The sequence below is a fragment of the Actinoplanes sp. CA-131856 genome (assembly GCF_050956135.1).
In the GTDB taxonomy this organism is placed as follows: Bacteria; Actinomycetota; Actinomycetes; order Mycobacteriales; family Micromonosporaceae; genus Actinoplanes.
Map to the genome: position 1 here is coordinate 8,925,363 of NZ_CP191849.1, position 13,720 is coordinate 8,939,082.

A 13,720-nucleotide genomic window follows, 5' to 3' on the forward strand; every position below is an offset into this window, starting at 1 on the left:
CGCCGAGTGATTCGCAGCATAGTGGATGGTCAGCCCAGGGCCCGCTGCACCACCTGGAGCACCTGGTCGGGGGTGATGCCGTGTTTGTGGGCGATCGCGCCGAGGTCGTGCCCCTCGCCGTACTCGGCGACGATGGCGTCCTCGTCGAGCACAGGGGGCACCCAGGCGGGAACGCCGGGCGGGTAGTACCCAGCCGGGGGCGGCGGCGCGGAATAGGCCGGCGGCGGATAAGGCTGCGGCTGGTAGTAACCCGGCGGCGGTGGCGGATAGTAGGGCGGGGCCGCCGGGCCGACCTCGCGCTCGACGATGGCGTAGACCTGGGCGACGGTCAGGCCGTAGCGGGCCGCTATGCCCTCCACGTCATGGCCGTCGCCGAACTCGGCGACGACGCGGTCCTCGAAAGTCGCGTAGGGATCGGTCACCGGCTAAGCGTCGCGCTTCAGGATGTACGTGTCCATGATCCAGCCGTGCTGATCGCGGGCCTCCTGGCGGGTCTTGACGATCTCGTCGGCCACGTCGGCCACGCGCCCCGAGCGAAGGATCTCGTCGTCGGTGCTCACGTACGCACCCCAGTAGATCTGGGCCTCCGGATGGGCCGTGAACGCCTGCTGCGCGTCCAGCATCACCACCACATCGTCCACGCCCTCGGGCCAGCCCTCGGCCAGGCGCCGGCCCGTCGTCACCTGGAAGGGGCGGCCGACCCGGTTCAGCGGCACCCGGTGTTTCGCGGCCAGCGCCGAGACGCTGCTGATGCCGGGGATCACCTCGTACTCGAACTCGACGTTGCCCCGGGCCAGCACCTCCTCGACGATGGCGATCGACGAGTCGTACAGGCCGGGGTCGCCCCAGACCAGCAGCGAACCCTGCTGGTCCTCCTTGAGGTGCTCGATGATCAGCTCCTCCACGACCAGGGCCCGGCGGCTGCGCCAGTCGGCGATCGTGCCCTCGTAGTCGGCCGGCGTGCGGTCGCGGTCGGGGTCGCGGCCCTCGACGATCTTGCGGGTGGGCTTGGAATAGCCGCGGATGATGCGTTCGCGCAGGTCGACCAGGTTCTGCTTCACCTCGCCCTTGTCGAGGACGATGAAGACGTCGGTACGCCCGATGGCCTTGGCCGCTTGCAGGGTGAGGTGGTCCGGGTCGCCGGCGCCGATCCCGATCAGACAGATTTTCCGCACCCGGGCAAGTCTGCCGTAGCGCCGCCGGAGATACGCCTCTCGGGGGTCGACTTTCGGACGGTTCCCAGCCGCTCACCTTGGGTGCATCTTGGTCTGAGGGAGGTGGACGCCTTGACTGACGACCTGCGGCTCTACCTGGCCGAGGAGGGCGCCGACGCGGAACGGCTCGACCTGCTCACCGGCCAGGTGCGTGACCAGATCGGGCTGCTCGACGTGGACGACGTGCGCCGGCTCACCTCGGCCGAGGCGCCGCCGGCCGGCGCCCGGGCCATCGACGTGGGCGCGGTGGGCGCCCTGCTGGTGATGCTCGGCAACTCGGCCACCGGCCTCAAGGAGGTCGTCTCGGTGGTGCGCGGCTGGCTCGGGCGCGGCGACGGCACCCGCCGGACCGTGCGGCTGGAGCTGGGCGGCGACGTGCTGGAGATCTCCGAGGCGAGCGAGGCCGAGCAGCAGCGGCTCATCGAGCTCTTCGTGCGGAGGCACGAGCCATGAGCCGCCGGGCCCTCATCGTCGCCAACGACACGTACGAGCACGAGGGTTTCCGCCGTCTGCTGGCGCCGGCCGCCGACGCCTCCGCTCTCGCCGACGTGCTGGGAGACCCCAACATCGGAGATTTCGATGTACGGGTCGTGAGCAACGAACCGGCCTACGTGATCCAGGAGCGGATCGAGGACCTGTTCGCCGACAGCCGGCCCGACGACGTGCTGTTGCTGCACTTCTCGTGTCATGGGCTCAAGGGCGAGTCGGGTGAGCTGTTCTTCGCGACCACGAACACCCGCCCTAACCGGCTCGGCTCGACCGCCGTCTCGGCCGACTTCGTGCAGCGCTGCATGCGGGCGAGCCGGTCCCGCAGTGTCGTGCTGCTGCTCGACTGCTGCTACGGCGGCGCCTTCAGCCGGGGTGTGCGGGTGCGCGCGGCCGGCGATGTCGACGTGCTCGACAACTTCCCGGGCGGCAGCCGCGGCCGGGCCGTCATCACCGCTTCCAGCGCCATGGAGTACGCCTTCGAGGGCGACCAGCTCGCCGACGACCAGACCCGCCCGTCGGTCTTCACGTCGGCGCTCGTGGAGGGCCTGGCCACCGGCGAGGCCGACCGCGACCAGGACGGCTGGGTGTCGCTGAACGAGCTCTACGACTACGTCTTCGACCGCGTCCGCGAACGCACCCCGCATCAGACGCCCAGCCGCGACATCGAGATGCAGGGCGAGTTGTACGTCGCCCGGAGCCGCCGCCCGATCCCGGAGGTCCGCCCGCCGGCCGCCGCACCGCCCGAGCCGGCCTCGCCCGGCCACCGCCGCCGGTACGCCTTTCTGGCCGCCGGCATCGCCGTGGTCGCCGCCGGCGCGGTCGCCGTCACGGTCACCCTGCTGAACGACTCGGACGATCCGGCGTCGTACGCCCAGGACGGCCCCCTGCCCGCCGAGAACTTCGAGGCGGCGGCGCCGTGGCGGCTCCTGATCCGCGACAACATCCAGGGCAACGACGTGGGCTGCACGGTCACCATGGTGCACAACGACAGCGGCCAGCCGATCGCGTTGCCGACCGCGATCTATGCCCCGATGGCGTTCCAGATCCAGCGCGACGGCACCTTCAACTGGTCGGTGAACGATCCGGGCTGTCTGACCACCCTCCAGTCCGGAGCCGGCCGGGCCACCCTGCCGTTCGTGCAGAGCACGCTGGGCGACACCGACGCCTTCGCCGTCACCGGCCCGATAGCGGTCGAGGTGATCGACTTCCACGGCAACAACAGCTGCGAGTTCACCCTGCGCGACGCCGCGAGCGGCCAGCAGCTCGACTTCGGCAGCGTGCCTAAGGGCGGGGGCCCGCTGACGCTGCGGCCGGGCGGCAGCGAGGAGGTCTACATGTGGAACCAGTACTGCACGGCCCGGGTCACGGCCGCCTAGTCGGGCAGGATCGGCACGGACGGGCCCAGCTGGCGGCCGATCGTGGCGGCCCGGGTCAGCGACGACGAGCCGAAGCGGTCGCGGATCGCGTCCATGGCCGTGTCGAGGCCGTCGTCGTCCGTGTCGTCGAACAGCGACGGTTGCACGTGGCCGTCGCCGTCGAAGTTGCTCACGGCCACGCCGACCAGGGTGAGGCCGCGGGTGTCGATCAGCGGCCGGGCCTCGGCCAGCAGCTGACGGGCCGTGCCGGCGATGGTGCGGGTCTGCATGGTCGCCTTGAGCAGCGAGCGCGACCGGGTGGCCCGGGTGAAGTCGTCGAAGCGCAGGCGCACCGTCACGGTACGACCGGCTCGCTTCGCCCCCCGCATGCGGCGGGTGACCCGGTCGACCAGCGCGTCCAGCGTCGCCTCGATCTCGGTGAACGGGCGCTGGCGACGGCCGAGCGCACACTGCGCCCCGATCGAGCCCCGGCGCTGCCCCACCCGTACGCGCCGAGGGTCTTTGTTGTGGGCCAGCGCGTGCAGATGGCGGCCCGCGCCCGCGCCGAGCAGGGCGACCAGGGCGGCCTCGCCGACCCGGGCCACGTGACCGACCGTGTCGATGTGGCGCTCACGCAGCTTGGCCGAGGTGACCGGGCCGACGCCCCACAGCCGCTCGACCGGCAGCGGATGCAGAAAGGCCAGCTCGCCGCCGGCCGGCACCTCGAGCAACCCGTCCGGCTTGCCGACGGCGCTGGCCACCTTGGCCAGGAACTTGGTGCCCGCGATGCCGACCGTGATGGGCAGGCCGACCCGCTCGCGGACCGCGGATCGCAGGCGGCCGGCGATCTCGCGCGGGGTGCCGCTGACCCGCAGGAGCCCGCTCACGTCGAGGAACGCCTCGTCGATGGAGATGCCCTCGACCAGCGGGGTGGTGTCGCGGAAGATCTCGAAGACCGCCTTGCTGGCCGCCGAGTAGGCGCTCATGCGCGGCGGCACCACGACGGCGCCGGGGCAGAGCGCCCGCGCCTGGGCCACGCCCATCGGCGTACGGACGCCTCTGGCCTTTGCCTCATAGCTGGCCGCCAGGACCACGCCGCCGCCGACCAGCACCGGCCGGCCCCTCAGGGCCGGGTCGTCGCGCTGCTCGACCGACGCGTAGAAGGCGTCGAGGTCGGCGTGCAGAATGGCCACGGCGAAAGCATAGAACACTTGTTCGAATACGTCACGCAGGGTGTCGATATTCGTTGGTTTTCGTCGGATGGACAACGGAATGTAACGAAGCTTTACGTCCGATCGTGACGGCGGTCATGTTCTTCGGGGAATTCCGCGACGAGAATCTCTGTTGTCGCATTCAGACTTGAGCGCACAACGCTCAACCTTTATGAGAGTTCCGCTGGAGGAACCACCCATGTTGCTCAGTAGCGCGACGGTTCGTGACCTGGACCGGCTCACCGCTCGCGTGTTCGACACTGCTACCCGCAGCTCCGGCGCGCGCCTCGATGCCTACCGCATCGACGACCACTTCTTCATCGACATCGACCTGCCCGGCGTCGACCCGGCCGGCATCGACATCACCGTCGACCACAACGTGCTGACCGTCCGGGCCGAGCGCAAGCGCCGCGCCGACGGCGAGGACGCCGACGTGATCGTCGCCGAGCGCCCGGCCGGCCCCGTGAGCCGCCAGGTGTTCCTCTCCGACACGCTCGACACCGACCGGCTGGAGGCCCGCTACGAGCAGGGCGTCCTGATCCTGGACATCCCGGTGGCCGAGAAGGCGCAGCCGCGCAAGGTGGCGGTCACCGCCGCCTGAGGGCCTTTCTGGCCTCTCAGGCCTCTCTGGCCTTTCAGTGCCCGAACAGCAGCCAGTTGACGTTGAGGAACTCACTGCCGTCGTCCCGGGCGAACACCAGATATACGGTGTGCCGCCCGGTGGTTGGCGTGAGGGTCACTTCGTCAGTACGCCAGGTCTGCCACCCACCGGTGCGGGTCACCCGCATCGTGCCGATCACCGGACCGTCCGGGCTGTCCAGCCGGATCTCCATGCGCCCACCGTCGGCCGCGTCGGTGGCGACCCGGACGTCCACCTTGGTCGCGGGCACCTCACCGAAGTTGAAGTCATCGAAGCGCAGCCGGTCACCGTTGGCGATCCAGCCGACGTTCTGCCCGCCGCCCTGGTCCTCGGTGTCCTGGGCCTCGATGCCCACCTTCTCGTCGGCCGCCTCGGCCTGAAGCGTCGGATAGACCGTGGGAGACGGCGGCGGCGTCGTGGTGGGCGCGACCGACGGCTCCTCGGCCACCGCCGACGGGTCAGCGGCCGCCGAGGGCACCGGCGGCACCGCGACGGCCGGCGCCGGCGAGTCCTGCCAGCGCCCGATCAGATAGCCCACCAGCAGCAGCCCGACCGCGGCCAGCCCGAAGAGCGTCCGCTGACGCCACTGATGCGCCCGCGTGCGGTAGACCCTGCTCCCACCGGCCCCGTCCGGCAAAGCCCCTCCGGCACCGAATCCACCCGGCGCCGCACCCCCTACACCGAACTCATCCGGCGCCGGGCCCCCCACGCCGAGCTCCCCCGGCCGCGGGCCTCCCACGCCGAACTCACCCGGCCGCGGGCCTCCCACGCCGAACTCACCCGGCCGCGGGCCTCCCACGCCGAACTCACCCGGCCGCGGGCCTCCCAGGCCGAACTCACCCGGTCGCGGGCCTCCCACGCCGAACTCACCCGGCCGCGGGCCTCCCACGCCGAACTCACCCGGCCGCGGGCCTCCCACGCCGAACTCACCCGGCCGCGGGCCTCCCACGCCGAACTCACCCGGCCGCGGGCCTCCCCCGCCGGGCCCATAGGTCGGCTCCGCATACGAGGGTGGGTAGGGCGGGCCCGAGGACGACGGCGGGTAGGGCGGTGAAGCTGACAACGGTTCAGACCGCCTCGGCGATGATCGACTCGGCCGGGGGCTCGGCGAAGTGGCAGGCCACGTTCTGGTTCGGGGCCTTCTCCTCCAGGGCCGGGTCGTTCGTGGCGCAGATGTCCTGCGCCTTCCAGCAACGGGTGCGGAAACGGCAACCCGACGGCGGGTCGACCGGGCTGGGCACGTCGCCGACCAGGCGGATGCGGTTCTTCGGGGGCACGCCCCGGACCACCGCGATGTCCGGCACGGCCGAGAGCAGGGCCTGGGTGTACGGGTGCTGGGGCGCCTCGTAGAGCTCGTTGCGCGGCGCCTCCTCGACGACCCGGCCGAGGTACATGACCGCCACCCGGTCGCAGAAGTGCCGCACCACGCCCAGGTCGTGGGCGATGAAGACGAACGCGATGCCGAGCTCCTTGCGGAGGTTCTCCAGCAGGTTCATCACCTGGGCCTGGATCGACACGTCGAGCGCGGACACCGGCTCGTCGGCCACGATGATCTTCGGGCGGGCCGCCAGCGCGCGGGCGATGCCGATGCGCTGACGCTGGCCGCCGGAGAACTCGTGCGGGTAGCGGTTGTAGTGCTCGGGGTTGAGGCCGACCAGCTCGAGCAGCTCCTGCACCCGGGCCAGCTCGCCCTTCTTGTCGACCATGTCGTGCGTGCGCAGCGCCGTGCCGACGATCGTGCCGACCGTGTGCCGCGGGTTCAGCGACGAGTACGGGTCCTGGAAGATCAGCTGGATCTCGCGCCGGTAGGGGCGCAGCTTCCGCTCGTTCATGTGGGCGATGTCGACACCCTGGTAGCGGATCTCGCCCGCGGTCGGCTCGAGCAGCCGCGTGATCAGCCGGGCCGTCGTCGACTTGCCGCAGCCGGACTCGCCGACCAGGCCCAGCGTCTCACCGGGCTTGAGGGTCAGGTTGACCCCGTCGACGGCCTGGACCCACTTCGTGCCGCGGGACAGCATGCCGTCGCCCTTGGTCTTGAAGTGCATCTTGACGTTGTCGAGCTCGAGCAGCGGCGCACCCGGAACCGACTTGACGCCGGACTTCTCGGTGGTGGTGGCAGTGGTCATGGTGACGGTTCCTAAGGCAGCCGGGGCAGGACGTCGGTCTCGAAGACCTTGTCGGGGTCTTTCAGGTGGCACCGCGAGGTGCGGCCCAGGTCGGCCGTGCGCGAGATGAGCTCGGGCTTGAGCGTGCGGCACAGGTCGTCCGGCACCCGGTCCTTGAACTCGCACCGCGGGTGGAACGGGCAGCCGCTGGGCACCGCGAGCAGGCTCGGCGGGGAGCCGGGGATCGGGTGCAGCGGGGCCGGCTCACCGGTCAGGGCCGGGATGCTCTCCAGCAGGCCCCAGGAGTACGGGTGCAGCGGCTCGCCCAGGATCTTGTTCACCGGGCCGTGCTCGACGGCCGTTCCCGCGTACATGACCAGGATGTCGTCGGCCACCTCGGCCACGACGCCGAGGTCGTGGGTGATGAAGACGACCGCCGAGCCGAAGTCGCGCTGGAGGTCGGCGATGAGGTCGAGGATCTGCGCCTGCACCGTCACGTCGAGCGCCGTGGTCGGCTCGTCGGCGATCAGCAGCTTCGGGTCGTTGACCAGCGCCATGGCGATCATCGCGCGCTGGCGCATGCCGCCCGAGAACTCGTGCGGATATTGGTCGACGCGCCGGCGCGGGTTGGGGATGCCGACCCGGCCCAGCATGTCGATCGCGCGGTCCTTGGCCTGGCGCTTGCTGACGTTGTGGTGCGCCCGGTACGACTCCATGATCTGGTCGCCGACCGTGAAGTACGGGTGGAGCGAGGACTGCGGGTCCTGGAAGATCATCGAGGCGTCGCCGCCCCGGTACTTCTCCAGCTCCTTGTCGGACATGCCGACCACTTCGCGGCCGCCGACCTTGATCGAGCCGGTGATCCGGGCGACGCGGCGGTCGTGCAGGCCGAGCACGGCCATGCTGGACACGCTCTTGCCTGAGCCGGACTCGCCGACGATGGCCAGCGTGCGGCGCAGCGGGACCGAGTAGCTCAGGCCCTGAACGGCCTTGACCAGTCCGTCGGCCGTCGGGAACTGCACGTGAAGGTCGCTGACCTCCAGGTACGGCTCCTCGTTCGTCCCGGGGGTGCGGGCACCCCGGGTCACCGTGGTCGGTCCCGGGATCGTCTGGTCGCTCATACTGCCGCCTTCGTGCTGCGGGGTGGGGAGAGGGGGCGGTTCGGGATCATCCGAGCCGGACCCGGGGGTCGAGGAACGTGTACGCGATGTCCACCACGAGGTTCATCACCACGAGTACCACGGAGCCGACCAGGACGCCGCCCAGCAGGACCGGCAGGTCGTACTGGCCGAAGGCCCGCAGCGTGAGCTGGCCCAGGCCGGGCAGGCCGAAGATGCTCTCGGTGAAGATCGCGCCGGTGAGCTGGAACGCGAGGTCGATGCCGAAGATCGTGACGACCGGCGTCAGGCCGGCGCGCAGACCGTGCCGGTAGACGACACGGCGGCGGCTGATGCCCTTGGAGGTCGCGGTGCGGACGAAGTCCTGGCCGAGCGTCTCGATCATCGAGGCCCGGGAGTATCTGGTGTACGCCGCCGCGTTCGTCAGGCCCACGCACAGCCAGGCCGCGAGCAGTCCGCTGGCCCAGGTCAGTGGGTTGTCGAAGAACGGGTGGTAGCCCGAGTCGGGCAGGAACGTGGCGTACAGGGCGACCAGCAGGGCGACCACGAAGTACGGGATCGACTGGACGAACAGCGTCGTGCCGACGACCGCCTTGTCGAGGGTCGTGCCGCGCACCTGGGCCGCGATCGTTCCGGCCAGGACGCCCACGAGGAGGTAGACGACCGCGCCGCCGACGACGATCGAGATGGTGACCGGCAGCGCCGCCGCCAGCAGCTTGGTGACCGGCTGGCCGAGCGTGTACGAGTAGCCGAGGCAGGGCGCCTCGCAGTGCTGCGTGGTGCCGCCGGCCTCGTAGTCGCGGCCGACCACGATGCCCTTCATGTAGCTGCCGATCTGCACGAGCGGCGGCTCGTCGAGGTCGAGGCTCGCCTCGATGTCGGCGACGCGCTCGGGGGTGCATCGGGGGCCGCAGATCACGCCGGCGGGGTCGGTCGGCGCCAGGAAGAACAACGCGAAGCTGGCCACCAGCGTCACGATCACGACGGAGATCGCGCTCAGGACGCGTTTCAGGATGTACAGCAGCACCGCTTGCTCCTCTTTCGTCACGGCGCCGGGTGGGTTTCCCGGAGATCTCTACATCGGCGCCGGTAACGCCGGGTTTGATTTTGCGCCCGGGGTGGTCCCGTCCGCCGGATGAGCGGACCGGACCACCCCGGGATGATACGAGTTACTACTGCTCAGGTGCTACGTCAGCTCTTGAGGTACATCGAGCCGAACAGCGGCATGCCCATGGTCGGGTCGCCGAGGGTGGTACCGACGTTGGTGCCCTGCACGACGGCCAGCTTGTCGTAGTACGTCGGGATCGCGATGTACTGCTCCATGACCTTCTTGTCCAGAGCGGCCCACTTCGGGGTCGACTGGTCGGCCGGGAGGTTGGCGACGTCGTTGATCTCCTTGTCGAGAGCCGGGTCGCTCAGCATGCCCCAGCTCTGGCCCTCGTCGATGCTCTGCGAGCGGAAGAGGACCGGGAACCACGAACCACCGGCGGGCCAGTCGGAGCACCAACCGGCCGGGCTCTGGCCCATGTTGACCGGGGCGTCGTAGTCGCCCTTCTTGGTACGCAGGTCGGCGGTGGCGACACCGATCGGCTTGACCTTGAAGCCGGCCTTGGTCAGCGCGTCGGCGCGGATCTGGCTGATCTGCTGCGTCTGCGGCTTCTGGTTGTCGTAGTACCAGCTGACCTCGAAGTTCGCCTTGCCGGCAGCCTCGAGCATGGCCTTGGCGGCGGCCGGGTCACCGGCGCCGGTGCCGGTCAGGTCGGCGACGGGGGTGTACTTCTCGTAGCCGGGGACCGACGGCGGCATGACCGTGCTGGCCGGCTCGGCGACGTAGTCGTTGTAGCCCGCGGCCTTCCAGATCTGGTCGTTCGGGTACGCCTTGGCGATCGCCTTACGGACCTCCAGCGGGATCTTGCGGCTGTCGAGCTGCCACACGATCGTGCAGGGGCTCTCGCCCTGGACCAGCTGCGACTTCTTGCTGGCGAGCTGCGGGATCAGCGTGGCGTCGAGGACGTCGTAGTTGATCGCGTTGGCGTCCTGGCCGTTGCTGTTGAGGATGGCCGTCTGCGACTTGACCGCGTCGACACCCCACTGGAAGTTGTAGCCGTCCAGGTACTGGTGGCGGGCCGGGTCGGTGTTGGCGTCCCAGTTGGTGTTCTTCTCCAGGACCAGCGAGGTGCCGGCCGCGTAGGACTTGAACTTGTAGGGGCCGGTCGCCAGCGGCTTGTTCTTGTAGTCCTGCCGGGTGTCCTTCGCCTTGGGGATCGGCGTGAACATCGGGAAGGTCATGTAGAACGGCAGGTCCTGGAACGGCGTCTTCAGGTGGATGATCAGGGTGTCGGTGCCCTGGGTCTCCACGCCTGAGTAGGTGTCGCCGTCCTTGTACGGGCCCTTGTACTTGTCGCCGTCCTTGAAGTAGGACAGCTGGTAGGTCGGGCCGTTGACGTAGATGTCGTGGGCGAAGGACCGCTTGATGGCGTACGCCAGGTCCTCGACCTTGACGTCCGTGCCGTCCTCGTACTTGATGCCCTGCTGCATCTTGAAGGTCCACGTCAGCTTGTCGGCCGACGGGGTGCCCAGGTCGGTGAGGTCCGGGACGAGGGTGGGCTTGCCGTCACGGATGTCGAACTGGGTCGGCGTACGGAACAGGAGCTTGCCGATCTCGTTCGAGTCGACGTAGTAGATGTCCGTCGGGTCGAACGTGTTCGGGGTCGTCTGCGCCTGGATGTTCAGGACGCCGCCCTTGCGGGCGCCCTCGATCTCCTTCGCGGGGCCCTTGGCGCTCGGGTCGAGCGCGTTGGCCTGCTGGGTGATCTTGCCGGCGTCGGACGATCCGCCGTTCGACGAGTCGTTGTTCGACGACGGGCTGCTGCAGCCCGCGATGCCGAGTGCCAGGGCGGCGGTGGCCGCCACGGCAACGTTAAATCGCCTTGCCATTTCTCCTCTTCTCATACTGGGCGTCACCACGTCACCGTCGGGTGCGGGGATCGAATGCGTCACGAATCGAGTCGCCGAGCAGGCTCAGCGAGAGCACGAGGATCGTGATGGCCGCTACCGGGATCCACAGGTAGAGCGGGTCGACCCGGTAGAAATTCTGTGCTGCGGCGATCGTCAGGCCCCAGGACGGCGTGGGCTCGGTGAGCCCGACGCCGAGATAGGTCAGGCCGGCTTCGGTGACGATGTAGGTCGGCAGGGCCATCGAGACCGAGATGACGATGGGCGCCACCAGGTTGGGCAGCAGCTCTTTGAAGAGAATCTTGTGCGTCGGCACGCCGAGCACCTTGGCCGCGGAGACGAACTCCCGCTCACGCAGGGAGAGCACCTCGCCACGGATCAGTCGAGCCAGGCTGGCCCAGCCGAAGAAGGAGAGCACGATGATCAGCGAGTAGAAACGCGCTGAGGCCACATCGTCCGCCGCGACGTCCTCCGAGGTGCCGACGAACACCGACAGCAGCACGGCCGGGACGGCGATGGCGAACAGGAGGTACGGCAGGCTCAGGACGAAGTCGATGACCCAGGAGATGATCCGGTCGAGCCAGCCGCCGACGAAGCCGGCGAGCAGGCCGACGACCACACCGATGATCGTCGTGATGATCGTGACCGAGCCGGCCACGATCAGCGACGGCCGGGCACCGTAGACGAACCGCGCGAACAGGTCGCGGCCCAGGCGCGGCTCGACGCCGAACCAGTGCTCGCCGTTGGGCGCGATCGTCGGGTAGCCGTACTGGTCGATCAGGTCCTGGTGGTACTCGGTGGGACTCTGCCCCTCGAGCTTGGCCAGCAGGGGCGCGAAGATCGCGATGAGCACGAAGAAGATGAAGATGCTGGCACAGATCACCGCCACCTTGTCCTTGCGCAGGCGCGCCAGGGCGATCTGCGTCGGGGACTTGCGACGGGTGGTCACCTTCTTCTCGTGATCACCCGCGGCGGCCGTCATGGGATCGGTCGAGGCCGGTGTCCGGGACAACTCGGCTTCCTCGATCAGCGGTTCCACGCGTCGGTCACCTCCTTCGAACGACACACCTCACATGCGCCGTGCGTGAGAGGTATTCGGATGCTGCGGTTGGCAAGGTACTTCGAACTGGGCCCGTAGGAAATGAGTTGACGCATCGAATGAATAACGGCCCGCTGAAAGCCTCGCATGGCCCATGTCACATCCGGCCCAACCGGTAGTACGGCAGAACTGCCACTCCGCCGGGCAAATCACCCGTAATCCCACTCATATTTGCCTCCTTTGTCCGATTTGGAAAGCCAGAGGGCAATCGTACTGTTGCGCAAAGTTATGGAACTCTCGATCGGGGCGCAACAGACCGCTGTTTCACGACAGTTTCGCGAGAGTGTCGATCTTGGGCCTTCGCCGCCGTTCATTCCTCCGGCCTTCGGGGCCTGACGGCGCAAGATCTTCGGTACATGTGTGAAGACGGGACCGTATCGACGGTGATCCCGGCCAGCGGGACGGGGATCGCGGGTGATCTCCGTGGCTCCGGGGTCACGCCCCGTAGGCCCCGGAAAGAAGCTCATACGGAGACGGCGGCCATTCCGATAACGAATCGGGTAGCCATTCGCGGCCCAATACCGAGTTCGATGTCCGTCATCGCGCGGACGGTATGACCTCCCGGTGAGGTACCCGAGCCGTCAGGCCCCCGGCGCCAGGGCCGTGAGGATCTCCTCCGCCCGCTCGGCGGCCACCCGGGGGTCCGTGCCGGGCGCGCCGACGACCGGGTCCCAGTTGAGGTCGTAGAAGAGCTCGGTGACACCGGCCCGCTCGTACAGCTCGGCGCCGGCCCGGATCTGCTCCCAGTCGCCGGAGAGCGGCACGGCGTCGTCGCGCTCCCCCGGCCGGACGACACCGCGCACCACGATGCGTACGAGATCGGGGTCGTGACCGGCCTCCTCGGCCGCCCGCCGCACGATCTGGGCGCCCCGGGCAATCTGCTCGAAGCTGGCGCGGCTGCTGCTCACCCAGCCCGCGGCGGCCCGCCCGGCCCGGCGCAGGGCGGCGTCGGCCGTGCCGCCCAGCAGCACCGGGGGCCCGCCCGGCTGCACCGGGGGCGGGGCCATGACGCTCGGCGGCACCTGATAGAGCCGGCCGTCGAACGAGGCGACCTCACCGGTCCAGAGGGTGCGCAGCACCTCGAGGTATTCGGTCATGCGCTCGCCGCGCGGATGAGGATCGGAGCCGGTGGCCGTGAACTCCGGCTCGGACCAGCCGGTGCCGAGGCCGAGGTCGAACCGGCCGCCCGACAGCACGTCGAGGGTGGCCGCCTGCTTGGCCAGGTAGGCCGGTGAGACGTACGGAATGTTGATCACCGCGACGCCGAGCCGGATCGACGTGGTGTGCGCGGCGGCCCAGCTCAGCGCCAGAAGCGGGTCGAGCACCCGGTGGTAGACCGGCTCGAGCCGCTGCCCCTCGCCGACCAGCAGCCGCTGGAACGCCCAGAGGCCGTGGTAGCCGAGCTCCTCGGCCCGCCGGGCGAAGGTCGTCAGCGACGCTGGATCGGCCCACGCCCCGGCCACCGGAGCGCCGCAACTGATCAACATCCGCCAACGTTAGCCCCTGCGCCGGTCCGCGACCCGCTGCCCCGGTT

At 69.5% G+C, this 13,720-nt stretch carries 13 protein-coding genes; 3 read left to right on the top strand and 10 right to left on the bottom strand.

The window, feature by feature from the left end; all coding sequences use genetic code 11:
* Positions 1-29: 29 nt before the first annotated feature.
* Both ACQP2X_RS40775 and cobF read right to left on the bottom strand, forming a co-directional pair.
* Positions 30-422: a hypothetical protein gene (locus tag ACQP2X_RS40775; RefSeq protein ID WP_498691061.1), complete on the bottom strand. Its 393-nt coding sequence runs from the start codon at positions 420-422 to the stop codon at positions 30-32.
* Positions 423-425: 3 nt separating this feature from the next.
* Positions 426-1,175: a precorrin-6A synthase (deacetylating) gene (gene cobF / locus ACQP2X_RS40780; RefSeq protein ID WP_498691063.1), complete on the bottom strand. Its 750-nt coding sequence runs from the start codon at positions 1,173-1,175 to the stop codon at positions 426-428.
* A 111-nt stretch (positions 1,176-1,286) separates the two neighbouring features.
* On the opposite strand from cobF, the gene ACQP2X_RS40785 reads away from it, so the two are divergent.
* The gene (locus ACQP2X_RS40785) at positions 1,287-1,667 is read left to right on the top strand and encodes a hypothetical protein (RefSeq protein ID WP_498691065.1); all 381 of its coding nucleotides are present in this window, start codon (positions 1,287-1,289) and stop codon (positions 1,665-1,667) included.
* Positions 1,664-3,079 carry a caspase family protein gene (locus ACQP2X_RS40790; protein ID WP_498691066.1) on the top strand — a complete coding sequence of 472 codons (1,416 nt, stop codon included), beginning with the start codon at positions 1,664-1,666 and terminating at the stop codon, positions 3,077-3,079. Before ACQP2X_RS40785 ends, ACQP2X_RS40790 begins: the two co-directional genes overlap by 4 nt.
* Here the strand turns inward: ACQP2X_RS40790 and dinB are convergent.
* The gene (gene dinB / locus ACQP2X_RS40795; protein ID WP_498691067.1) at positions 3,076-4,251 is read right to left on the bottom strand and encodes a DNA polymerase IV; all 1,176 of its coding nucleotides are present in this window, start codon (positions 4,249-4,251) and stop codon (positions 3,076-3,078) included. The two genes, ACQP2X_RS40790 and dinB, sit on opposite strands and share 4 nt — an antisense overlap.
* A gap of 217 nt (positions 4,252-4,468) precedes the next feature.
* Between dinB and ACQP2X_RS40800 the strand changes: the two genes are divergently transcribed.
* A complete protein-coding gene (locus tag ACQP2X_RS40800) occupies positions 4,469-4,870 on the top strand; it encodes an Hsp20/alpha crystallin family protein (protein WP_498691069.1) in 402 nt (133 codons plus the stop codon).
* A 34-nt stretch (positions 4,871-4,904) separates the two neighbouring features.
* On the opposite strand, the gene ACQP2X_RS40805 is transcribed toward ACQP2X_RS40800, so the two are convergent.
* From ACQP2X_RS40805 to ACQP2X_RS40835, 7 genes are all read right to left on the bottom strand, one after another.
* Entirely contained in the window at positions 4,905-5,546 is a 642-nt protein-coding gene (locus tag ACQP2X_RS40805; RefSeq protein ID WP_498691070.1) for a carbohydrate-binding protein, read from the bottom strand.
* A gap of 430 nt (positions 5,547-5,976) precedes the next feature.
* Positions 5,977-7,035 (bottom strand): ABC transporter ATP-binding protein, encoded by a 1,059-nt coding sequence (locus ACQP2X_RS40810; RefSeq protein ID WP_498691072.1) that lies wholly within the window; start codon positions 7,033-7,035, stop codon positions 5,977-5,979.
* A gap of 11 nt (positions 7,036-7,046) precedes the next feature.
* Complete coding sequence (locus tag ACQP2X_RS40815; RefSeq protein WP_498691074.1) at positions 7,047-8,135, bottom strand: ABC transporter ATP-binding protein; 1,089 nt, start codon at positions 8,133-8,135, stop codon at positions 7,047-7,049.
* A gap of 46 nt (positions 8,136-8,181) precedes the next feature.
* Positions 8,182-9,159: an ABC transporter permease gene (locus ACQP2X_RS40820; protein WP_498691075.1), complete on the bottom strand. Its 978-nt coding sequence runs from the start codon at positions 9,157-9,159 to the stop codon at positions 8,182-8,184.
* A gap of 164 nt (positions 9,160-9,323) precedes the next feature.
* Entirely contained in the window at positions 9,324-11,069 is a 1,746-nt protein-coding gene (locus ACQP2X_RS40825) for an ABC transporter substrate-binding protein (RefSeq protein ID WP_498691076.1), read from the bottom strand.
* Between the two features lie 31 nt (positions 11,070-11,100).
* The gene (locus ACQP2X_RS40830) at positions 11,101-12,126 is read right to left on the bottom strand and encodes an ABC transporter permease (RefSeq protein ID WP_498691078.1); all 1,026 of its coding nucleotides are present in this window, start codon (positions 12,124-12,126) and stop codon (positions 11,101-11,103) included.
* Positions 12,127-12,767: 641 nt separating this feature from the next.
* Complete coding sequence (locus ACQP2X_RS40835; protein WP_498691080.1) at positions 12,768-13,673, bottom strand: TIGR03619 family F420-dependent LLM class oxidoreductase; 906 nt, start codon at positions 13,671-13,673, stop codon at positions 12,768-12,770.
* Between the last annotated feature and the right edge of the window lie 47 nt (positions 13,674-13,720).